23 protein-coding genes are annotated in these 22,177 nt (G+C 66.5%); 14 read left to right on the top strand and 9 right to left on the bottom strand.

All coding sequences use genetic code 11. From position 1 onward, the window contains the following. The first annotated feature begins 1 nt into the window (after position 1). The 9 genes from V3G39_03815 (at position 2) to V3G39_03775 (ending at position 10,596) form a co-directional block, all read left to right on the top strand. Positions 2 to 2,089: a glycosyltransferase gene (locus V3G39_03815; protein XAS77180.1), complete on the top strand. Its 2,088-nt coding sequence runs from the start codon at positions 2 to 4 to the stop codon at positions 2,087 to 2,089. Beyond that, the gene (locus tag V3G39_03810) at positions 2,086 to 3,534 is read left to right on the top strand and encodes an oligosaccharide flippase family protein (protein XAS77179.1); all 1,449 of its coding nucleotides are present in this window, start codon (positions 2,086 to 2,088) and stop codon (positions 3,532 to 3,534) included. Before V3G39_03815 ends, V3G39_03810 begins: the two co-directional genes overlap by 4 nt. After that, the gene (locus V3G39_03805) at positions 3,531 to 4,826 is read left to right on the top strand and encodes an O-antigen ligase family protein (GenBank protein XAS77178.1); all 1,296 of its coding nucleotides are present in this window, start codon (positions 3,531 to 3,533) and stop codon (positions 4,824 to 4,826) included. The genes V3G39_03810 and V3G39_03805 overlap by 4 nt, the downstream gene beginning before the upstream one ends. Next, positions 4,823 to 5,500, top strand: coding sequence for a hypothetical protein (locus V3G39_03800; GenBank protein ID XAS77177.1), 678 nt, complete (start codon positions 4,823 to 4,825; stop codon positions 5,498 to 5,500). Before V3G39_03805 ends, V3G39_03800 begins: the two co-directional genes overlap by 4 nt. Beyond that, positions 5,497 to 6,291, top strand: coding sequence for a polysaccharide deacetylase family protein (locus V3G39_03795; protein ID XAS77176.1), 795 nt, complete (start codon positions 5,497 to 5,499; stop codon positions 6,289 to 6,291). Before V3G39_03800 ends, V3G39_03795 begins: the two co-directional genes overlap by 4 nt. Beyond that, positions 6,291 to 7,475, top strand: a complete 1,185-nt coding sequence (locus tag V3G39_03790) for a glycosyltransferase family 4 protein (protein ID XAS77175.1) — start codon at positions 6,291 to 6,293, stop codon at positions 7,473 to 7,475. The genes V3G39_03795 and V3G39_03790 overlap by 1 nt, the downstream gene beginning before the upstream one ends. Next, complete coding sequence (locus V3G39_03785; protein ID XAS77174.1) at positions 7,472 to 8,413, top strand: hypothetical protein; 942 nt, start codon at positions 7,472 to 7,474, stop codon at positions 8,411 to 8,413. Before V3G39_03790 ends, V3G39_03785 begins: the two co-directional genes overlap by 4 nt. Continuing rightward, positions 8,413 to 9,552, top strand: coding sequence for a GNAT family N-acetyltransferase (locus V3G39_03780; protein XAS77173.1), 1,140 nt, complete (start codon positions 8,413 to 8,415; stop codon positions 9,550 to 9,552). The genes V3G39_03785 and V3G39_03780 overlap by 1 nt, the downstream gene beginning before the upstream one ends. Positions 9,553 to 9,657: 105 nt before the next feature. Beyond that, positions 9,658 to 10,596, top strand: a complete 939-nt coding sequence (locus V3G39_03775) for a hypothetical protein (protein XAS77172.1) — start codon at positions 9,658 to 9,660, stop codon at positions 10,594 to 10,596. Here V3G39_03775 and V3G39_03770 read toward each other — a convergent pair. Genes V3G39_03770 through V3G39_03760 form a run of 3 tightly spaced genes read right to left on the bottom strand, consistent with a single transcriptional unit; the run spans position 10,565 to position 12,066 of the window. Then, positions 10,565 to 11,254, bottom strand: a complete 690-nt coding sequence (locus tag V3G39_03770) for a DUF4166 domain-containing protein (protein ID XAS77171.1) — start codon at positions 11,252 to 11,254, stop codon at positions 10,565 to 10,567. The genes V3G39_03775 and V3G39_03770 overlap by 32 nt on opposite strands. After that, entirely contained in the window at positions 11,251 to 11,907 is a 657-nt protein-coding gene (locus tag V3G39_03765) for an SRPBCC family protein (GenBank protein XAS77170.1), read from the bottom strand. The genes V3G39_03770 and V3G39_03765 overlap by 4 nt, the downstream gene beginning before the upstream one ends. A 9-nt stretch (positions 11,908 to 11,916) precedes the next feature. Next, entirely contained in the window at positions 11,917 to 12,066 is a 150-nt protein-coding gene (locus tag V3G39_03760; GenBank protein ID XAS77169.1) for a hypothetical protein, read from the bottom strand. A 192-nt stretch (positions 12,067 to 12,258) separates the two neighbouring features. Here V3G39_03760 and V3G39_03755 point away from each other — a divergent pair, with 192 nt between their 5' ends. Both V3G39_03755 and V3G39_03750 read left to right on the top strand, forming a co-directional pair. Continuing rightward, positions 12,259 to 12,864, top strand: a complete 606-nt coding sequence (locus tag V3G39_03755; GenBank protein ID XAS77168.1) for a peroxiredoxin — start codon at positions 12,259 to 12,261, stop codon at positions 12,862 to 12,864. A gap of 4 nt (positions 12,865 to 12,868) precedes the next feature. Beyond that, entirely contained in the window at positions 12,869 to 13,135 is a 267-nt protein-coding gene (locus V3G39_03750; GenBank protein ID XAS77167.1) for a glutaredoxin domain-containing protein, read from the top strand. Positions 13,136 to 13,201: 66 nt separating this feature from the next. Here V3G39_03750 and V3G39_03745 read toward each other — a convergent pair whose 3' ends face one another. Both V3G39_03745 and V3G39_03740 read right to left on the bottom strand, forming a co-directional pair. Further along, on the bottom strand, positions 13,202 to 13,696 hold the full coding sequence (locus V3G39_03745) for a GNAT family N-acetyltransferase (protein XAS77166.1): 495 nt from the start codon (positions 13,694 to 13,696) through the stop codon (positions 13,202 to 13,204). Between the two features lie 167 nt (positions 13,697 to 13,863). Further along, complete coding sequence (locus V3G39_03740) at positions 13,864 to 14,187, bottom strand: GNAT family N-acetyltransferase (GenBank protein XAS77165.1); 324 nt, start codon at positions 14,185 to 14,187, stop codon at positions 13,864 to 13,866. Between the two features lie 318 nt (positions 14,188 to 14,505). Between V3G39_03740 and V3G39_03735 the strand changes: the two genes are divergently transcribed. Then, the gene (locus tag V3G39_03735; GenBank protein ID XAS77164.1) at positions 14,506 to 15,135 is read left to right on the top strand and encodes a hypothetical protein; all 630 of its coding nucleotides are present in this window, start codon (positions 14,506 to 14,508) and stop codon (positions 15,133 to 15,135) included. Between the two features lie 139 nt (positions 15,136 to 15,274). Here V3G39_03735 and V3G39_03730 read toward each other — a convergent pair whose 3' ends face one another. From V3G39_03730 to V3G39_03715, 4 genes are read right to left on the bottom strand one after another with little or no spacing between them, the layout of a single operon-like run. After that, the gene (locus tag V3G39_03730; GenBank protein XAS77163.1) at positions 15,275 to 15,943 is read right to left on the bottom strand and encodes an anti-sigma factor; all 669 of its coding nucleotides are present in this window, start codon (positions 15,941 to 15,943) and stop codon (positions 15,275 to 15,277) included. Further along, positions 15,940 to 16,518: a sigma-70 family RNA polymerase sigma factor gene (locus V3G39_03725; protein ID XAS77162.1), complete on the bottom strand. Its 579-nt coding sequence runs from the start codon at positions 16,516 to 16,518 to the stop codon at positions 15,940 to 15,942. Before V3G39_03725 ends, V3G39_03730 begins: the two co-directional genes overlap by 4 nt. A 3-nt stretch (positions 16,519 to 16,521) precedes the next feature. Beyond that, positions 16,522 to 17,172 carry a class F sortase gene (locus V3G39_03720; GenBank protein ID XAS77161.1) on the bottom strand — a complete coding sequence of 217 codons (651 nt, stop codon included), beginning with the start codon at positions 17,170 to 17,172 and terminating at the stop codon, positions 16,522 to 16,524. Between the two features lie 40 nt (positions 17,173 to 17,212). Then, positions 17,213 to 18,037, bottom strand: coding sequence for a DUF4397 domain-containing protein (locus tag V3G39_03715; GenBank protein XAS77160.1), 825 nt, complete (start codon positions 18,035 to 18,037; stop codon positions 17,213 to 17,215). 852 nt (positions 18,038 to 18,889) lie between these two features. On the opposite strand from V3G39_03715, the gene V3G39_03710 reads away from it, so the two are divergent. Both V3G39_03710 and V3G39_03705 read left to right on the top strand, forming a co-directional pair. Continuing rightward, on the top strand, positions 18,890 to 20,485 hold the full coding sequence (locus tag V3G39_03710; GenBank protein ID XAS77159.1) for a hypothetical protein: 1,596 nt from the start codon (positions 18,890 to 18,892) through the stop codon (positions 20,483 to 20,485). Continuing rightward, positions 20,482 to 22,068 carry a hypothetical protein gene (locus V3G39_03705; GenBank protein XAS77158.1) on the top strand — a complete coding sequence of 529 codons (1,587 nt, stop codon included), beginning with the start codon at positions 20,482 to 20,484 and terminating at the stop codon, positions 22,066 to 22,068. Before V3G39_03710 ends, V3G39_03705 begins: the two co-directional genes overlap by 4 nt. Positions 22,069 to 22,177: the final 109 nt, after the last annotated feature.

The following is a 22,177-nucleotide window of genomic DNA, read 5'->3' as shown; positions in this document are numbered from 1 at the left end:
CATGGAACCTCTGAACGTCACGCTGGTTTTCCCGGCCGCAACCCGTGGCGGCGCAGAGCTGTGGCAGGAGCGGCTCGCCGCACACACCGACCGTCTGGACATCCAGGTGTCAGCCCTGGCCGACGGCGCAACCGCTGCCTGGTGGCGCGGGCAGCACACCGATGTCACCGTCATCCCATCAGGGCGTGGACCGGTGCAGCTCGTACGCGCTGCGTACACCCTCGCATCCCAGAGCCGCAGAGATCGCCCGGACGTCATGGTCGCGCACGGCGTCAAAGCCGCCCTGGTGACCGGACTCGCCGGCCTGATCGCCCGCACACGCACCGTGTGGGTACGTCACGACGACTCCTTCCCCGGGCTGGCCCGCGTCGTGGACCGCTTGACCGATGGCCAGATCAGCACCAGCGACCACCTCTCGCAGGGACGAACCCCACATCGACCCCTTCTCATCACCCCTGTCGTCTCGGGTCCCGCCCTGACACGGCCGGCAGCTCACGCAGCACTCGGCCTCGACGACGACAACCGCACCGGTGAATCAGCTTTCCGGCTTCTGATGGCCACCCGACTCGTGCCGTACAAGGGTGTCGATGACGCGGTGCTCGCCCTCGCCGACGAGCGCGCCGCCCAGTGGTCGCTGCACGTCTACGGCGTGAGCGACGCGGCCTACCCCGACGAGCGCAACCGCCTCACACTTCTCGCCGAGACGCACCAGGTGACAGGTCGGTTCCATCTGCACCAGGCCCGCGACGACATCGGTCAGCTGGCAGCCGCCTTCGACGCCGCCGCCATCCTGACCAAAGCCCTTCCGGGTGAGCACGTTCGCACCGAATCGTTCAGCATGATCGCCCTGGAGGCGATGACCGCAGGCGTACCGGTGATCAGCGTGTCCCCGGTTTCGGAGCGGATCGGCATCGCAGGCATCCCGGTCGAACCGTCGTCGCCGCAGCAGGTGGCCGACGCGCTGGCCCGCCTGCAAGATTGCGAACTCTCAGGCGACATGGCCCGGTCCGGCCGCGCGGCCGCCGAGGCAGGCACCACCCCGCTCGCGGCGGCGTCCGCTTTCGCTCAGTTCCTCGCCGACACTGTTCACCGCCCCGGCGCGGGTACTGCCGGCACAACGCCGATCAGCGTCGTGGTCACGGTGCTCAACGACGAGCACGGCGTCCGCGAGCTGTTGCCTGCGCTGCGTGCTCAACTCCGATCGACCGATCAGGTGATCGTCGTGGACGGCGGCTCGACCGACGGCACAACCGATCTGGTCGAAGCCGCAGCCGCAGCCGACCCGCGCATCATGTTGATCGTCCGCGCCGGTGCAGGTATCTCCCAAGGCCGCAACATCGGCATCCAAGCCGCTGCACACGCACTCATCGCCTGCACCGACGCGGGGTGCGAACCCCACCCCGGGTGGCTGGACGCGTTCCGCTCCGCCGCCGACGCGCGACCCGACGCGGGCCTACTGACCGGCACGTACGAGGTCCTCGCCGACAGTCCTGTCGAACGCGCGGTGAGCGCCTGCGGGTACCCCCAGGTCTCCGAGCTCGCACACCCCGGTGTGCTGTCCCGTGGTTACGGTCGACTGCTCGGCCGGGCGTTCGACGCGACGATGCCCACCGGTCGTTCGATGGCGTTCACGAAGGACGCCTGGCGCATCGCGGGCGGCTTTCCGGAGCATCTCGCAACGGGCGAGGACGTCACCTTCGGACGCGCCATCGCGCGTCACTTCCCCGCGCTACTGGTCCGGGACGCCTGCGTCACCTGGGAGCAGCGCGCGACCCTACGCGCCACGTTGCGGATGTACTACCGCTACGGCGAGGGCTCGGGGCACTCCCGAGACGCGCGACTGCTGGGTCGGGACGCTGCTCGCGTCGCCGCCTATCTGTTCGCCGCAGCCACCATCGCCGGCGGTCGACCCCTCGCCCGAGGCGCAGCGCTGGCAGGCGCCGCTGCCTACCTTTCGCTGCCCCTGCAGCGAGCCAGTCGGATGCCGCAGGCAGCGCGCGTCATGGCCCTCGTACCCGTGATGGCCGGACTACGCGACGTGGTCAAGGCAGCCGGCGCCGTCACGGGATACCTGCGAGGACCGCAGTGACGGATCTGGCTGTCGCGGCACCCCCCGCTCGAGGGATGGCCCGCGCTGTGGTGGCGCTCAGCGTTGCCGAAGTGCTGGGCAAGGTTGCCTCCCTGGTGACCTTCACGGTGGTCGCGCGGGGCCTCGGGGTGGCCGGTTTCGGGCTCTTCTCCTTCGGGTTGGGCCTGGGTCTGCTGCTCGCCTCGATCTCCTCCCTCGGCCTGGACGACCGCCTCGTACAGCTCAGCGGTCCTGCGCCCGAGCGGTTGCGGCAGCTGCTGGCAGCGCTGCTGATGCTGCGGTTCGGGCTCGGCACGGCTGTGCTGGGCGCTGTTCTGCTGGTCATGCTGCTTCGCTCCGGCCCTGTCTCCTGGACGGTGTTCTGCCTCGTTGCCACCGGCCTCGTCGACACGATCACCGACGCGTTCCGGGCAGCCTCTGCCTCCCGGCATTCCCAAGAGGGCCCGGCGATCGTGCTGGTGATGCAGCGGTTCATCGCCGTTGCACTCGTCGGCGCCGCGCTGTTGACAGGACAGGGGGTGTTGGCGGTATCCGTGGCATATCTGAGCGCGAGTTGCGCCGGTGCCGCCGCCATGTCGATCGCTACGCGCCGAGCAGGCATCCGCCCCAGTTGGACGGCTGTCACGCGGCATGACCTGCTGGATCACCTGCGGGCCGTCCCGGTCAACGGACTCAACGAGCTGGTCTCGATGGCGCTGTTCAGGATCGACACCCTGCTGCTGGCGGCCATCGCCGGAGTGGTGGCCGTCGGTCACTACAACGCGGCCTACCGGCTGCTGGAGACCGTGCTGTTCGTCAGCTGGTCGCTGTCCCGGGTGCTGACACCGTCCTTTGCCAAACCCGACATCGACCGCGCGGACTTCGCCCGCACGATCCGCACCGGATACGCATTGATCTCGGCTCTCTACCTGCCGTACTGCGCAGTGCTGCTGGTGCGCGGCGATCAGCTGGTCGGCCTGCTGTTCGGACCGGACTTCGCCAAGACGCACGTCGTCGCGTGGCTCGCAGTGACACCACTCGTATTCGGGATGGCCCACCTGAGTGGCAGCGCGCTGCTGGCGCGCCGACCCGACCCGATCGTGCTGATTGCCAGCCTCGCAGCCCTCGTGACCAATATCGCGCTCAACCTGCTGCTGATCCCGACGTGGGGCGCGACCGGTGCGGCAGCAGCGACCAGCGCCTCATACCTGGTGCAGATGGGCATCAACTACACCGGTCTACGCCGACGCGTGCCGGGCTCGACCATGGACCGCAGCGTCCTGGTGGCTGCCGGGTGTGCCGCATTGATGGGTCTGGCCATGCTGGCGCCCTCCCCGGTATTCATCGCAGTGCCGGTCGGCGCGGTCGTCTATCTGCTCGCCTGGGACCGGATCAGCCTGCGATTCGACCCCACCCGCCGCACGATGCTGCTGGACTTCCTGAACCGGCGGGGTGCAACAGCATGAGGCGCGCCTTGTTCGCGACATTGATCGCCGTCGTCGTCTCACTTCCCCTGGCCGGATCCCGGGTGCCCGGAGTCGGCCTACGCATCGGCCTGGTCGCGATGCTCGTACCAGCAGCGATGGCAGCTCTCTACGTGATCCGCGAGCGGTTGTGGGATTTCGCGTCCCCGGCTCTGGTCGCCGCGGGCCTGCTCACTCTGTCCACGATCGTGTCCCTGCCCATCGCGTCCGACTCACACGCGACCGACCTCACCGTGGCCACTGTTGCGGGGTTCGGCATCGTGGCGGCGATCGTCGCGGTCTGCGGCTCGGCACAGATCGCGGTCATCCTCGAGGTCCTCTCCCTGGTGGCCGGTGTGATCGCCGCACTGAGCCTGTCCGACATCGGGTCGCTGACCAGTCAGCTCGGCGGTTCCGTGGTGTCGGGTCGACTGCAGGGCCTGTTCTCCCAGCCGAACGAACTAGGTGGTTTCTGCGCACTGACCCTGCCGATCGCCATCATCGCCGCCCGGTACGCACACAGCACCTTGCGCCGGCTGGCACTGACGGTCTCCGCACTCACCATCACCGGTGCGCTCGCGCTCAGCCTCTCCCGGGGTGCCTTCCTCGGGGCATTCGTGGGGCTTGTGATGATCGTGGTGCTGCTGCCAGATGCCCGCAAAGCGATGACCCGGATCGTGCTGGCCGTGGTGGTAGCCGCGGTGGCCGCAGCAGCGCTGCTCCCGCAGTCCGATGCGGTGCTGGGAATTTTGACCACCCGGCTGCAGAGCATCACCAGCGGGGCCGCCGCACCGTACGACGAGCGTCCGCAGATCTGGGCCGAAGCCCTGCGGCTGGCCGACCGGCACCCGTTGTTCGGGATCGGACCGGGCGAATACCAGAACAAGACCCTCACTCCCGGATCCAGGTTGTACGCCAACCCGGTCGAACACGCGCACAACCTCGTGCTGACGGTGCTGGCCGAACAAGGCTTCATCGGTGTCGTCGCGTTGGTGGCCATGGGCGCGGCACTCGTGCTCATTGCCGCCCGCCTGATGACCAGATCCCGAAACCTGTCCGGACCAACCGCCACGACCATCCGGTGGACCACTGCTGCGCCCCTTGCGGCGCTGGCCGCAACCGCCGCACACGGACTGATCGATATGCCCTTGCGCAACCCCATTCTCAACGTCGCGGTGTGGATCGTCTTCGGCTGCGCAGCCGCCGGACCACTGGCCCGACGAATGAAGTCGACAACAACACCCACCGCCACTGAACCAGAACGCGAACCCGCACGAAAGGAAGTTCAATCATGACCGACCAAGTGAGCCTTTCCTGGATCGACCACCGACAAGACATAGAGCCTGACTCCCCCGGTAGTCGGAACGCAGCACGAGCCGCAGCAGCGGAGTCCACTGCAGGTCAGCCGCCGGCCCGGCGCAATCGGCCAGGCCTTGGCGCGTTGCTCAAACAGAAGTTCTGGATCGCCTTCGGGGTCGGCGTCCTACTACTCGCCACCGTTCTCGCGGTCTTCGTACAGCAGATGCCCACCACGTACGAGGCCACCAGCATCGTGGCGCTGCGGTCCAGTGGCACCGTCGACGTGCCGGCCGACGAACAGAAGCTGCTGGCCGGCGAGTACGGGGTCTACCTGTCCGCCGAATCCAACGTCGACTCGGTGACCGGCGCCTACCGAAGCCAGATGCGCACCGGGAAGGTAGCCGTCACCGTCGATCCGGACACCACGACGCTGCGCATCATGGCCACCACCAGGGACAAGTCGACCTCCGTCGCCGTTGCCAACGGTGTCGCAGCACTCGCGGTCGACCGCGGGCAGAACGACAAGCGGGCACAGGTACTCACCCTGGCCGAAGCCACCGCCGCAACGACGGTCGCCGGCCCCAAGCGCGTCCTCTACATGGGTGCCGGACTCATCGTCATCGCGGTACTCGCGGGGAGCGTCATCTACCTGAAACGTCGGCCCGCATGACCCGGCGGGGCCCGCTGGTCCTGATGTACCACGGGATAGCCGACGTGCCTGCGATCACCGATCCGCACAACCTGTTCGTTCCTCCGGTGGCGTTCGAGGCCCAACTGCTCGCGTTGCGCCGATCTGGTTTCGAACCTCTCGACCTGAGCGGTTACCTGGCCGCGCGCGCCAACCCGGCACGCCGATCTGCCCGTCAGGTGCTCCTCACCTTCGACGACGGATACGTCTCGACGCTGCAGGCGGCTGCCCCGCTGCTGGAGCAGCACGGATTCCCGGCGCTGTGCTTCATCTCGGCGGGGCTGCTCGGCGACCGGTCACCCGGGCACGCGCACCAGGCCTTCGATCTGATGGATTCGGATCAGGTCCGCGAACTACCCACCCACGGCATCGACGTCGGTGTACACGGTTGGGAGCACCACTCGATGACGGCAGTCCCGGCGCATACGCTGCGGGCACATACCTGCGACGCACGGGTCCGACTGGCCGGCCTCCTCGGATCACCACCCGTAGCATTCGCCTATCCCTACGGAGATCACGACGACGCAGCGCGCACCGCCGTGCGGAACGCCGACTTCGCAGTGGGCTTCGCGACGCACGAGGGTTGCGGACCGATGGCGGTGCCGCGGGTGGACGTCAACGCCATCGACACCCCCCGGTCCTTCGCACTCAAACTGAAACCCTGGTATCCCACCGCGCGCCGGGCACTCGGAACAATGGCCCCGGTACGGCGTACCGCACACCGCGTCATCGGCTCGGCCGATCGTTCTGCGCGCGCCGAGGCGTCGCTCTGATGACCACTCGGATTCTGCATGTCAGTCAACCCGGCGAGGCCGGCGTCGCACGGGTGCTACTGGACTACCTGACCCGCCAACTCGCCGCGGACGACAGCGATATCGCTCTCGCCGTGGCCTGCCCGCCGGACAGCCGTCTCGCAGCACACGTTCGCGCCTTGGGTGTCGAGCTGCTCCCCTGGGAGGCAACCCGCGGACCGGGCGCTGCAGTGCTGACCGAAGTGCGGGCACTGTCAGCATTGATCCGCGCATGGGGTCCGGACCTGGTACATCTGCACAGCTCCAAGGCGGGTTTAGCAGGGCGACTCGCCATCCGCGGGCGGATCGCCACGGTGTTCCAACCGCACGCGTGGTCGTTCGAAGCCGTCAACGGACTACCGGGGCTGCTCAGCCGTGCGTGGGAGCGCCGCGCGGAGCGTTGGACCCATGTCACCGTCTGCGTGAGCGAAGCGGAGCTCGCTGCGGCCCCCGCAGCAGGCATCCGGAGACATGCCGCGGTCATCCCCAACGCGGTCGATCCTGCTGGGTGCAGTGTCGGTGACCGGGCTGCCGCACGGGCCGGGCTCGGCCTGAATCTGCACCAGCCCTACGCCGTGTGCGTCGGTCGACTGTGCGAGCAGAAGGGCCAGGACGCCCTGGTCGCGCTCTGGCCGGCGATCCGCGAGGAGGTGCCCGGCGCGCAGCTCGTGCTCGTCGGCGGGGGGCCGCTGGCGCAGGAGCTGAGCCTCTCCTGCCCGCCGGGCGTCATCCTGGTCGGACCGCAGGACGCAGCTGACTGGTACGCCGCAGCCGATCTGGTCATCGTCCCCTCCCGCTGGGAGGCGATGGCGATGGTTCCGCTGGAGGCGCAGGCCGCCGGACGCATGGTCGTCGGATACGACGTCGCCGGGATGGCGGAGAGCCTCGGGCCGGAGAACATCCTGGTGCCGTCGGGTGACCGCGACGCGATGATGGCCGCCGTTCGCAGTGCGCTTCTGGACCTACCTGGCACTCACGACCGGGGCTTGCGGGGCCGCGATTTCGCGGTGCGCACCTGGTCGCCCCATCTGCAGCTGGACCTCCTACGAACCGTCTACCGGAATGCGCAGACGCGCAGCGGTCACCGACACCGCCCCGAGCCCGGCAGCACCCTTTCTACTGAATCAGTCCCCACAGCAACATCGACAACAAGGAGTACACGATGAACACGACAACCAAGGATCTGCTCGACTGGACCGACGAGGACATCGCGGCATGGTCACCCACCCAGAGCGGTTCGGCGCACCGCGCCAACCACCGGCTGGCAGAGACCGGCCTCTTCGAAGACGAAGCCCTCATCGCCCTGCTGGACACCATCCCCCGAGAGAGCGTGCACCCCTACACGATGGGCAGCGACCCGGTCGCGACCTCGCAGTGGCAGCGCGGCAAGATCTCCACGCTGCCCGGTGCCGAACTGCTCGAGACAGTACGCCGCGGTCAGCTGTGGTTGAACGTCGTGCGCGTGCACGAGAACGACCCGAAGATGCACGACCTGCTCACCTCGTTGTACGAGCAGATCGCCCAGCGCGCCCCGGGATTCGACATCACCGATGTCTCGGCGACCCTGCTCATCTCCTCACCGACCGCCCAGGTCTACTACCACGCCGACAACCAGCCGAACGCGCTGTGGCACGTGCGGGGGAGCAAGCGCGTCTACGTCTACCCCGGTGGCGAGCCGTTCCTGTCCACCCAGCATCTGGAGCAGATCGTCAGCGGCAACAGTGACGAGCAGCTTCCCTACCGCAAGGACTTCGACGACGCCGCGACGGTGCTGGAGCTGGGCGCCGGGCAGGTCGGATGGTGGCCCCAGAACCGTCCGCACCGTGTCGAGAACGTCTCCGGTCTCAATGTCTCGCTGTCGACGGAGTACCGCACCGTGGAGTCCACCCGCAGGGAGCACGTGTGGACCGCCAACCACTACGGCCGTTCGCTGACCCGACGCCAGTCCTGGTCGACCACCGAGAGCGGCTTGGCACCCGCCGCGAAGGTGAGTCTCATGCGTAGCAGCCGCAAGCTGATCGGACGCCGCTCGGCAGGTGCCGGCCCGGCAGCGACGTTCGAGATCGACCCGTCCGACCCGCAGGGCGTCCGGTCGCTGATCTGATGATGACCACGACCCGAATCCTGCACGGCACCGAGGGCTGGATCCGGGCCGACGAGGACGCGTTGACCAACCTGTACGAGGCACACGGCGGGGCCGCCCCCGCGGACCTGCCCGGGCTGCTGGACTGGGCCCGGGCCAAGGACGCACCACTGGTCACCATCGCCATCGAGAGCTCGACGGCGGCTCCGTCACCGGGGGCGCGGGTCTTCGACGCAGCGGTGCTGCTCACGCACCGCCGTGTCGCCGGCATCAGTACCGTCCGCCTCGCGGGGCACGGGTGGGCCGACCAGCAGGTGGTGTGCACCCGTACCCACCATGCGGCCACCCAACTCGCCGCCGCAGTCGTGATCTGGCTCGGTGGGCTGGGCCGGTGGCGGCTGGATCTGGAGCAGCTCCCCGACAGCGATCCCTTCGTCGACGCGCTGGGCGCGCTCTGTCCCAGTGACCGGCTGGAGTCCGGCGACCCGCTGCCCTATCTCACCTGGGCTGCGACCCGGACCGCGACCAACTGGGCCCCGAAAAAGTTCCGCCAGCAGTCGCGACAGGCGCAGCGCCGCCTCACGCAGGAGTGCGGCGAACCCAGCATTCTGACGCTCGACACCACCGATGAGGTACTCGACCACCTCGGCGGGTACCACGAGGTGTTCGACGCGCGAGAGCGGGAACTCGGACGGCCCAGCGCGATCCGCGACCCGGCGATCGCCGCCACGAAGGAGGCGGTGCTTCGCCGGCTGGGCGACCAGCACCTGCTGCAGGCCTGGGAGCTGCGGGTGGGTACCGAGCTGATCGCCTACTACATCACCCTCCAGGTCGGCAGTACCCGGCGGATGTGGGACGGGCGGATGACGCCCGGTCTGGCGCACGTCTCGCCCGGCACCATCCTGATGGCGCACGTCCTACAGACCTGGCACGGCGATCCCAGCATCGAGCGTGTCGACTTCATGCGGGGCAGCAACGAGTTCAAAAAGCGGTTGAGCGCCGGTGAAGTCGGCACGCAACGGCTACGCGCCTGGTCCACCCCTGGACTGGCCGGCGCCGAGACGGCACTGACCACTGCGGACCACCACACCCGCCGGGTGATCCGTACCGCTCGAGACAGGTCGCCGGCACTGGCCGGGCTGATCCGACGACTGCGCTGAGCAACATCGGCGCTGACCGTCCCGACTGATGCGGTGCATGCCAGGTCGGACTCGCCGCCGGCTCACCTGAGAGCGGCTACGCCGACACCTGGCAGACTGCCGCGCATGCTGATCGGGCTGGTCGCCGCTGTCGTTGCGTGCTTCAGCTACGGCATCTCCTCGGTGATGCAGGCCTACGGTGCCCGCCGGTCGGCTGCTGCAGCTGACGCCCAGGGCGCTACGAACCGACGCACCGCAACCGGGGGGCCGACGATGGCGGCCACGGTCGCCGCCGGCCTCACGGTTGCGTTCATCGTCGGGACGGTGCTGGACGTGGTTGGTTTCGCCGGCGGTGCGATTTCTGCGCGGCTGGTTCCGCTCTTCCTGTGCCAGACCATCATCAGCGCGAACCTGGTGGTCACCGCGCTGCTCGGCACCGTGATCCTGGGCATCAGGCTGCGCGGCCGAGACTGGGCGGCCATTGCCACCGTCATCGCGGCCCTGGCTGCGCTGGGACTGGCCGCGGGCACCGAGGGCGGTGGCTCGCGTAATTCCGCAGTGCACTGGGGCGTTCTGTTCGCGTCGGTGCTCATCTTCGCGGTCGGTTACGTTGTTGTGCACCGGCTCGGTTCACGCGGCGCCGTGGCCGCCGGTCTCGTCTCCGGCCTGCTGTTCGGCGTTCTCGCGATCGCGGTACGCATCGTGGGCGGGCTGAGCCCGCTGGACTGGTCGGTGCTGGCCGAAGACCCCGCGGCGTGGGCGATTGTGCTCGCCGGGGCCGGCGGCTTCTATCTGCACACCGTGGCCTTGCAGCTCGGCTCGGTCAACGGCGCAACCGCTGCACTGGTGGTCGGCGAGACGGTGGTCCCCGGCCTCGTCGGGGTGTTGCTGCTGGGCGATACGTCCCGCCCGGGGATGGCGTGGTTGGCGGTGCTCGGCTTCGTGCTCGCTGTCGGCGGTTCAGTGGCCGTGGCCGTTTTCGGGGCGGCCGAAGTCACCGACCCGAGCACGCCTGCCGACCGCGTGCAGCCGCTCAGGTCCGAAGCTCGTGGCGGACCGGCTTGAGTCGCTCGGGTGCGTCGGTCGCGGGCGGGAAGTCGCAGGTGAACGTGCCGGAGTACCCGAAGAGAAAGCCGAACACCGGATTCCGTACCTGTAGGTCGATCCGATACAGCTGCGCCACGTCGTCGTAGGACTCGTGCAGCTCGGCGACTCCGCTGAAGATCATCGGGAATCGGAATGCGATGCACCGGCCCTCGTAGAAGCGTTGCGCGTGGGTGGTCAGCGCCAGGCCCCCGTCGGGATCGACCGCGAGGTCGAGGTCGACCGCCAGGTGCTGGTGGGTGCCGAGGTAGTCGATGACCCGACCGCGATCAGCCGCCCAGATCATCGTGGCGTCGAACCTGCAGGGCCGATCCGACCTGCCGGGCGTGATCGCGAACTCCCGCACGAAGGTGACCGTTTCGCGTCCGAACGGGTCTCGGTAGGGGTAGTTCTCCACCGTGAAGGCCACGTCGGAGCCGACATTCGGCACCAGAATGTTACGCACCCTGCCCAGGTGCAGGAACGGCACCGTCCACCACGGACCGCGCCGGATGCGCTGCATCGTGCCGCGCCCGACGCAGGCGTAGCCGCTGTCCAGTCCGACGCCGAAACGCCTGCGCATCATCGGGTGCAGTCGTGCGAAATCGGCGCCCAGGGCTCGCTCGAATATCGAGGTCACGGGGTCTGCACTATCAGGGGGTCTGCCAGCTCAGCGAGCATGGTGGGGGCCTGCGCCATGACAGACGCTGCCCTGTCCTGAGGGTGACGCGCACAGCGGGACGCTCGTGGTCGATCGGGACGCCACCAGAGGAAAGTGCTCAGCATCGACCACTTCTGCGGTGCCTGACCCGTCTCCGCCCAGATGCGTAACCGGTCGAAGCTGAGCGCCGTCATCCAGCCGATCGCCCGGCGGGTCACCAGCCGGTCCAGCAATGCGCCGGGTCGACCAAATCCTGGTTCGTAGTCGTAGCCGGTGATGAAGGTCATGCCGCGCTCGGTCGGCAGATAGCGCCAGTAACCGCGTCCATCGCCCATCGGTGACAGCGGGTCGGTGGTGTCGAAGCGCAGCGCCGAGGTGCGCGAGCCGTCCGGGCGGCGCGTTTCGCCGATCGACACACCGGTGCCGCGCAACGTGTGCACGAGGAGCGAGCGCTCATAGCGGAACCGGTAGCCGCCACCGTCGAGCTGCTCGACAGACGTGATCCGACTGAATCGCAGATCCCAGCGCGGACGCGCGTCGGTGTCCTGCGTCAACTCCCAGACGCGATCGATCGGGCACGCGATCTCGATCTCGACGTAGATCGAGGGGCGACGCGTGGTGGTGGGCGACATCGACGAACCCTAGCCGCAGGCAGCCGAAGCGAGCAGCCAGTCACCGCGAAGCAGAGCCGCGATCGAGAGGTACACCACGGCCAGTGCGACCAGCAGCAACACGATGAGGATCAGTCGGGTCGGGCCCAGACTCAGCCACATCCGCCGCCACACCGACAACTCAGACTCACCCTCGCCGCGAGCTTAGAGAACCGCACATCCACCCAGGGGGCGGTCATCTCGCCGTGGACGTTGCCGCCCCGCGGGTTCTGCCCGAGCAGGATGTTGTTGCGCACTGCGGAGAACTGTCGTCGAGCGTCATAATTTGTATTCGTCACCAACCCACCCGTTGTGACTGACAGAAGGTGAAGCATGTCGCTACCTGCGCCCGGACCGCTACCCACCGACCTACCCGGACCGGTCGACGACGGGGCCGCCGACCACCTGCCCGACCAACGGATGCCGCATCTCGCGTTGCCATCGACCGACGAATCCCTTGTGACGCTGGATGAGGTATCGGCCGGGAGGTGGGTCCTGTTCATCTATCCGCTGACCGGGGAACCGGGCGTCGACATCCCGCAGGCGTGGGATCAGATCCCAGGCGCAAGGGGGTGCACCCAGGAGGTGTGCTCATTCCGCGATCAGCTCGCCACACTTGCCGAGGTCGGAATCGAGCAGGTGCTTGCATTGTCCTCGGACACGAGCGAATACCAACGTGAGCTCGCAAACCGGCTGCACCTTCCCTACCCGCTGCTCTCCGATCCGAGGCTGCAACTGGCCGAGGCGCTGGTCCTGCCGACCTTCACCGCCCAGGCCGTCCCACGTAGGAATGCAGGCGCGCAGCAGCTCTACAAGAGGCTGACGATGGTGGTGCGAGGCACGCGTATCGAGCACGTCTTCTACCCCGTGTTCCCGCCGGATGCGCACGCCGCGCAGGTCGTCGACTGGTTGCGCACCCATCCTGATGTGCTTGTCTGAACCGATGAACACATCGCAGGGCCCCGCCGGTGACAATCCCGCAGCCACGCTCTACTGGCGGCCGGGGTGCCCGTTCTGCATGCGGCTGCGCCTCGCCCTGCTACTGCGACGCGTGCACCTCAACCAGGTGAACATCTGGAAGGACAAGGATGCGGCGGCCTTCGTGCGGTCGGTCGCCGACGGCAACGAGACGGTGCCGACGGTGGTGGTCAACGGCGAGGCCCTGGTCAACCCGACCCCAGGTCAGGTCGTCGCTGCCATCCGTGCGTGACCTCTGCCTTCTCGCGTCAGCGTGTCGCTGTCCGGCTGGCAGCGTTACCACCTGGTCGCGGCGCGCTCAAGCCTCGAGGTACCGCTGCAGGAGTTCCTCGCCGATTTCGGGCGCACTGGGCAGCGACCCCCGCTGACCCGTTGTCCGGAATCCGCGCCGCTCGTAGAAAGCCCGCGCGCGCGGGCTGGTGTCGGCCACCCGCAGGATGACCAGCGTGGCGCCCTGCAGCATTGCCAGGTCGCAGACAGCTTCAACCAGGTCAGTCGCGGCGACCGTCCCCCGGTGGTCAGGGTGCACCCACATTGCGGTGAGGTGGCGCCTGTCGCGATGACCCGACTCATGGACACCGGCGACGACACCCACCGGCCGCTGACCGGACCACGCCAGGAACCAGTCGTTGTCGTGGATTCGGCGTTGCCATTCCTGATCATCGAAAGCCACCTCGCGCGCCAGCGTCGACCCGAAAGCGTGCGGCGCGTCCGCGAGCGCCGCCAAGCGGGTTTCACGAACCGACTGCCAGTCATCGACCTCCGCATACCGCACTCGCACAACGTCGCTCATTCCGCCAGCTTGTCACTTTGACAGTTGCAGGTGTGGGCCGGTGATCCAGTCGCAACTGCTCGCAGGGTTTGAAACGGGAGACCCGATAGGTGTTGCCGGTAACCGGTAGGACGGTCACCACCCCGCAGTCGAGCCGCGCAGCATCGCCGAACCCGACGGTATGACTGTCAGGCGACTACTCGGAATCCGAAGCGCTCGTACAAGTCCTGCGCTGGGTTGCCGCGGGTCACTGCGAGGTGCACCTCCGACACGCCCAGCGAGGCGAGACGGGTGATGTTTTCGTGAATCAGCCACGCGCCGATACCGCGACGTTGCCAGGTCGGTTCGGTGAGCGCGAACGCCAGCAGCGGCACCCTGTCGTGTTTGTCGTCACGCACCACGACCACTGCGGCGATGAGCCTGCCCTCAACCATCACCGCGAGGCTGGCCGCGGTGATCATCGGGCCCCATGCGCCCGCCAGGAGCTTCATATGCAGGACATCTCGTGGCACGACGGTCATCGTAGAACCGGCAGAGGAACCAATGGAGCGCGCTTCGCTGCATGGTCGCGGACCGTGCAGGCCACTTGAAGTTGTCCTGCCAAGGCAGGTCCTCGCCCGCGTTCCCAGGGGCTGCGGGTTTCCACCCCGGTTGCCGCGCTGAACGGGCAGCTCCAGATGGAGGGAGCGGGAGGACTCGACATCGAATCGATGAGCTGGCCCGATCAGCGGTCCTGCTCGGGGCGCGTTTGCGAGACTGGGGGCTCGCTGCACTGGCCCACCTGAGAGAGCTGGAGAAGAGCACGTGACCCACGTTCGCGGAGTATCAGTGTGAGGGGTCGGCGTCGGGATGTTCCGGAGCTGGCGTTAGAGGAACTGACCCCCGGCGCGCGTGCTGTGCTCGAGGCAGCAACGGCCGGTGACGCCATTACACTCACCCGCGCCGGCCAACCGATCGGGTTACTGCAGTTTCGATCGATCGCGCTGGAAGGGACCGTTGTCAGGGCTCGCGCTCAGACCGCGCCGGCAGCACCGGTTCCGGAGGGGGTCACCGTCGTCGCCACGACCATGTCACTGTCGGATGCTGCCCGCTGCCGGTTGTCCGATGAACTCGGCGCGAACTACATCGTCCTCGACTTCACCGAAGCACCCCCTGGCACGGACGTCCTGCTGACCCACCCGATCAGCCCCCAACTGCTCGGACGCCTTCGCCACCAGTTCCCGGATGCGCGCGTCGTGGTCACCGAGATCGATGACGAAGAGCTCGACATCCATTACTCAGGTCCCGTGAGCCGGCTGCTGGATGCCGGCGCCTCCGCGTACCTGCCACCTGGGCCCATCGCCGAGCTTGCGGTCACCATGCACGCATACCTCACACAGGGTGATCAACCAACGCTCGAATCCGCCCCACGGAAGTTCAGCGTGGCTCTACCCGCACCGCAGCCTCAGATCGACCCTTGACCAGGTAGGTACGCCGCGGGATCCGGGTGTCGGGTCAACCGTTCGGCTCCGGTGTCGAAGTATCGAGGTGGACTGCGCAACCAGTGCGTAAATGACCGGGGCATCGCGCCGGCGCAAAAGCTGCGGCTCGGCGGCAGGTTCAGCTGTGCAGGGTCCCGCGGAACAAAGTGTTTCCCGAGTGCGCAGATTTCGCATCGAACGATTCTCGCGACACGTCAACGATGACGTATCCCTGGTCGAGCAGTCGCTGGCTGATCACAAAAGTCTGGCTGGTGCTGCGCGGGGAGAGAATCCCGATCGATACGGTCCTCGCCAGGTCTCGGTTGATCAACCAGACCTCCAGATATCCCGTACTTCCACCGACCGGGCCCGCGTCCAGCCTCAAGTCGATGCCCGTCCCGTTGCGGAACACTTCCGCGGTGCCCACGGGCCGGTTCGTTGATGGGGCGTCCAGCTGGGTGCGTGCAATAACCACCGGCACAGGGTCGACCGAGTCCGACCTGCTCACCGCGGTGGTACCCACGGCTCCGATGGCCACCCCGGCCGCCAGGGCGAGAACGATCCAGGGCGCAGTCCTTCGTCGCCGCACAGGGTCGGTCGCCACCTGTGTCTCGATCCGGCCCCAGAGGTCCGGCGGGGGTGGCCGCAACTGTTCAACACCGCTCGCGGTCGCCACGGACAAGGTGCGTTGTAATGTAGCGAGACTTCCCGAGCATTGCTGGCAGACCTGAAGGTGGGCCCACAACGCCGGGTCGTCTTCTTCGCCGAGAGCTACCCCGGCCAGGGTTTCGTCGTCGTAATGCATCATGAGTGCACCTCCTTCAAACGGTCGCGTAGCTGAATCAGACCTCGCCGGATATGACTTTTGACCGTTCCGATGGGTATATCGAGCAGGTCCGCGATCTCGCGATGGGAACGCCCTTCCATCAATGCCATCCGGATGACCATGCCTCGAGGATCCCCCAACTCCGCCACCGCGTCCTGGACGATGATCCGGTCCTCCACCACCTGATCGATGCGCTCATGCTCCGGTTCCGCAGCCACTTTCGCCGCAGCCATCTCATCGCGGCGCAGCCGGTACCGCTGCTGCTGTTGGTCAGCGATCCGGTGCCGGGTAATCCCCACGATCCATCGCGCCAACGCCTGCGGGCCCGGGCGTAGGGTGTGTCGCCCCCGCCACGCAGAGACGAATACCGCCTGGGTCACTTCCTCGGCAGCGTGGTGATCGTTCAGGGCACGCAACGCCAGAGTGTGCACCAGTGGCGAGAACCGTTCGTAGGCCTGCCTCAGAGCATCAGGCGCGCCCGCTGCGAAGCTGATGGAGATGTCGTCGACCTCGCCGGTGTCGCTGTTGTGGCCACCCATCGGCGTCACTGTAGTCATCGCTCACCGATTCGCAATACGAGCGACCACCAGGATGTTGTCTTCGTAATGGCCCGTGGCCTTGTCGAATCGACCCCCACACGTCAGCAGATGCAACCGCGGCGAAGAATCCCGGTTGAACACTTTCGCCAGGTCCAATTGCGACTTGGGGATACGTGAGACCGATTCCACGGTGTACTGCGTCGATGCTGCCCCAGACCCGAGGATGATCTGGTCACCCTGACGCGCCGAGGTGATGCGCGACAGCGGGCCCGTTCCAGCTGCTGCTGTGTCGATGTGACCTGCGATCACCGTTGCACCCGAGGCATCAGAGGGCCGCGCGCCGAATCGGTACCACCCGGCCACTTTCGGATCCTGCGGAATCGACATGGCATTGGTCCCGTCGACGCCCACGGGGATGATCCTCATCGAGATGCCCAGCCGGTTGATGGTGAGTCTGGTGGGTACCCCCGCAGTTACCGCGGTTGCCTTCAGAGCTGCAAGGTCAGCGGCACGGGCCGGGATCACCCGATCCGGGGAGACGCCCACCGGCGGTTGGGGGGCCGAAGTAGCGGTGGCTTCTTGCGACAACGCTGCCCGCCCGTCGGTTTGCGGCAGTTGCGACCTGGACGTGGCCCATGTCGTAATCGAACCGGCCAGGAGGGCAGTCACCACAGCGGCGACCACCCTCCTGCGTACGCCAGTTACTGACATCTCAGACGTTTGAGCTCTTACGACGTCGACCCGCGAGAAGAACGAGGCCACCGGCACCGACAGCTACACCACCGGCCAACAGCCAGCGGTCAGTCTGCGAAGCGGCCGAACCACCGGTCCCAGAAGGAACACCGGTGGGCGATGACGACATACCCGCCACGGTCTGCACGGCGAGCTTGAGGTTCTTGTCTGCGGCGCTACCCCATGCGTAGACGATGGTGTTCTTGCCCTCAGCCAACGGCAGATCGGCTGGACCGATGGCCACCGTGTCAGTGCCGGCCAACGTCACGTCGGCCTTGATGGTGCCAGCCGCCAGATCTGCCTTTGCCTCGCCGGGGTTGGTGAGCTTGGCGAAGGCGACCTTGCCATTGGCGCGCACATCGACCGGAGGCGCCGCTGCATCATGGCGCACCGTCAGACGGGCCTTACCAGGCGCGATCTTCGTGGTGTCGTTCACGTAGGGCGTCAACGCCGGCTTCGAGTCAGCGGTCAGATGGGCTACGACTGTGATATTTGCCTTCGCCGGGACCTTCACATCGCTGACCTCAACAATGGCCTTGCCCTTGGCGCCCGCACCTGCTGCGGTCACCTTGAGGTCGTAGGTGGCGGCAGGCAATGCCACAGGGTCGGTCAGCGTGCCCGGTTTGAAATTGGTCAACAGCGGCTTGCCATTGGCGTAGACGTCCACGGTGACGCCGGGCACGCCGTGGAAGACCGACACCATCGCGGTGTCAGCAGCCTGGGCCGGGGCGGCCATCAGCAGCGCGGCCGGGCCAGTCATGGCGAGAACGAGCACGCCGGGAACGGCGAGGTTACGAGTCTTCATCAGGGATCCCATCGACGGATTGGTCGAGCACTGGAGGCTCGTTGCACCGGCCACCAGGAAGCGGCCTTACCCCTACTTCCGCCCAGGTACCTCGAACGGATGCACCAACAGCCATTTCTTTTGGTGGAGCCGGGCTGGACATCGCTCCCACCAGAATTGCAACCCGCTCGCACGATCATGGGACACGGTCTGTGCGGGGTCATATCGTGCGTCGAGATAGGCTCCAGATCCGAATTGAGAGGACTCGGTTGCCTGGTCGAATAGGACCGGCCCGACCTGTCGTTGCTTCCCGGTAAACAAAGTGACACTATCAATCTTGGTGATGGACCTCACCGGACCTCGCGGTCGAACCGCCACTGTTGGCTGATGGGCCCTACTTCGATCATTTGATGCGAGGTAGGCCATGTCGTTCTTCAAGCATTCACGAGAGTTATCCGGGACGGCAGGTAGTGCCGCCCAGCACCGTGACGACACACCGGGCGGTGCGGCAACCACCAGTGATGTTGTGACGACGTCGGCGGCCGCGCACGCAGTGCCACGCCACACCGGGTACGCGCCGACAGACTTGGGAATGACCTGCAACGCGGCGAAGAACGCCCAGCACAGCGGGTACGCACCCACTGACATCAGCGGTCCGCGCGCCGAGAGGTCACCCGTCGGGGGCCCCGGCGGTATGGCGGGTGGAGTTTTTTATCACAGCCAGGGCGGGGCTCTTCGCAGCAACCGATCGGGCCATAGCGGGTGGGGCCCGGCGGATGCGAGGTTGAACGACCGGCGGCCGGTGATCGAAATCAGTGGCTCCCACCTTGACGACGTGCCGCCGTCGGATGCCGCCGAGTTCGCAGGCCGTTGATGGCGAGGACGCTGGATGGCGGCGCGATTTGTGCCGCCGATCTGCAGCAGCGCGCGGGGCGGGGATGGAGCGTGCTGTACGGCGACCACCCGGCACCTGAAGGTGTGAGCGACCTGGCGGAGCCGGCGTATTTCCAGGATCTCAACCTGGACAAGTTCGTCACAGGTGTCACCGGCAAGGCGGACGAGTACAAGCTGACCGGATACCTGCGTCATGCGCTGGACGATCCGGAGCTGATCAGTTTCCGACAGGCGGTCTTCACCGACGTTGAAACGGACCGGGTACGCGCGGTCATCGATGACTTCGGTGACGCAATGCGAACCGTGCGGCAACAGCTGGGCGACGCGCAGAAACGCTCGGAGTATTACGAGAGTCGACGCTGGCAACTGGATGCCAGCACCACATATTGCGAGGCTCTCTGCGCCCTGCAGTCCGACCTGGCCGACGCAGATCCGCTATCGACAGGGCTGCAGGGAATATCTACTTACCTGCGGGGATACCTCGACTCTGAGACCTTCCGCGCACTGACTCACGCTCGCAGTGCAGCCATCGGCGCCCTGGCAACGGTGCAGTATGCAGTACTGCTCGAGGGCGCCCGGATCACCGTCGCCGCGTATGACGACGAGCCCGACTACAGCGTTCAAGTCACCGACACGTTCGCGCGTTTTCGCAACAACGATGGTGAACGAGAGGCCGAGGTGTCGGTGCCCCGGCACGGCGGATCGTTGGATCGCGTCGAGGCCGGTGTCCTCACTCAGGCGGCTCACATCTTTCCCGACCACTTCGCCGTCCTCGATCGGTTTTGCGCTGATCATGGCGACTTCCTGGACCCGACCGTGGTCAGCTTCGATGCAGAGATCCGCTTCTACCTCATGTTCGAGGACTACCTGGCCCAGTTGCGCGACCGGGGGCTACCGCTGACCATGCCCGTCCTCACCAGCGACCACACTGCGGTCAAACTGCTGGATGTGTACGACCTGCCGTTGGCAGTCCGTTGCGGCACTGACCAGCCCGTGGTCCTCAACGACGTCACATTGCAGGACCCAGAGCGCATCCTGGTGGTGTCCGGGCCCAACAACGGTGGCAAGACGACGCTGGCTCGCACCGTGGGGCAACTGCACCACTTGGCGCGCCTAGGGTGCCCCGTGCCTGGCAGAGAGGTACAGATCATGCTGTGCGACGCGATCCACACCCACTTCGAGCGGCAGGAAGATCTCACTACCCTCGCCGGTCGCCTGCAGAACGAGTTGGACAGCATGCACAGCACGCTCGCCGTCGCAACCGATCGCAGCGTGATCATCATGAATGAGATGTTCAGCTCGACCACGGTCGACGACGCGCAGTACCTCTCGCGCGCGATCTTGACGAGGGTCACGGACCTGGGCGCGGTCGCAGTGTGTGTGACCTTCTTGGAGGAGCTTTCGACCTTGAATGAATCCACCGTCAGCATGGTCAGTCTGGTAGATCCGAACGATGCGGGGCACCGTACTTTCCAGGTAGTACGCCAGCGCGCCGATGGCCGCGCCTACGCCCGCGCGCTGGCCGCTAAGTACGGCCTGACGCATGACCAGGTGAGCGAGCGGGTGGGCTCATGAGGTCTTTGTTGCTGTTCCCTGACCGCGACCTGACCATGCTGACCAGTCGGCGGTCACGGGTCACGAAGAATACGAAGTACCCCAGCCCCGGTGGTGCGGACGTTGCCGACCTGGAGCTGGACGTGCTGTGGGACGCCATGGGAGGTGGAGATGAATTCGTGCGCGCGGTCGCAGCTGCCGTGATGCACCAGCCGCTGACTGACCCCGACGAAATCGTCTATCGGCAGGAAATACTGATCGACGCCCTCCGCGATGTGGACGCGATACGCGCGCTGCACAAGCTTGCAGTGGATGCCGTCGATGCGGAGAATGACGTCTACCGCAGCCCATTTCGCGATTCCGGTGAACAGACGTTGCGTCGATCGGTCAAGGTCCTCGCATTGTTCGTGAGCACTCTGCGGTCGCTGCGGGAACTGGCGCAGCGGAAGGGCAGCCAGGCCACCTCCCCCGGCCTGATCCGCTTTTACGAACAGGCCCGGACCGAACTGGGCGAGGACTACCTCGAAGAAATCGAACACCACGTCAAAACGCTCGGCTTCACCCACGGTCTGGTGCTGAGCGCCAGTCTCGGCCCGGGAAACGCAGGCACCGACTATGTCCTGCGCGCGCCTCTGGATCGCAATCGTGGCAGCTGGTGGCATCACGGTCAGTTGAAGCAACCCACCTATGGGTTCACCATTGCCGACCGAGACCAGGCCGGTTTCGAGGCTCTGGCAAGAATGCGGGACCGGGGGGTCAGCCTGGTAGCTCGCGCGCTCAGCGAGGCGGTGGACCACGTGCTCGACTTCTTCGTCGCATTGCGCGCGGAGACCGCCTTCTATCTGGGTGCTGTGAACCTGCAGGCCAAGCTGACCGCGATTGGACACGAAGTGTGCCGGCCGACTGTCCAGGCTCCTGGTCGCACACTGGAGGCTGCCGGTCTGTACGAGCCCTGCCTGGCTTTGCGTCGCGGCTGCGAGGTGATCGGTAACGATCTGCGATCTGATGACATCGACCTGATTGTGGTCACAGGTGCCAACCAGGGGGGCAAATCCACCTTTCTGCGCAGCGTGGGCCTGGCGTTCACCATGGCCCAGTCCGGGTTGTTCGTGGCGGCCTCACAGTTCTCCTGCAGCCTCACGACCGGGTTGTTCACGCACTTCATGCGCGAAGAAGACCGCACCATGGTCGCCGGCAAATTCGATGAGGAGCTCGCCCGGATGAGCACCATCGTCGATGACATCCGGCCCGGCGCTCTGCTTCTGTGCAACGAATCGTTTGCCGCAACCAACGAACGCGAAGGCTCACAGATCGCCGCAGAACTGGTCGCAGCTTTACGCGAGCAGGATGTCAGGGTCGTCTTTGTGACCCACATGTTCGATCTGGCGGGCCGGTATGTGGATGATGACACCGCCCTGTGCTTGAGGGCCGACCGTAGCGATGACGGAAACCGCAGTTTCCGCCTCGAAGTCGCGCCCCCTACTCCGACCGCTTTCGGGGCTGACCTCTACCGACGAACCTTCGATACCGATGGCGCCACCCGCCCGTCCCCGACAACGTCGGATGAAGCCGCCGAACAGGCAGCGGTCGGATCATCTCTTTGACCCAGGTGCCGCGAAGGCAGCCACTCGTGTGACGGTACCGGCGATCCGATCCAGCCGCAGATCGGCGAAGCAGCTCGGCTCGGGTCGCTTATCAATACCGGCTGGTGCC

The sequence above is a fragment of the Dermatophilaceae bacterium Sec6.4 genome (genome assembly GCA_039636865.1).
Lineage (GTDB): Bacteria > Actinomycetota > Actinomycetes > Actinomycetales > Dermatophilaceae > Allobranchiibius.
The sequence above is the reverse complement of the archived record's forward strand: the minus strand, read 5'-3'. Positions and strand labels throughout refer to the sequence as shown.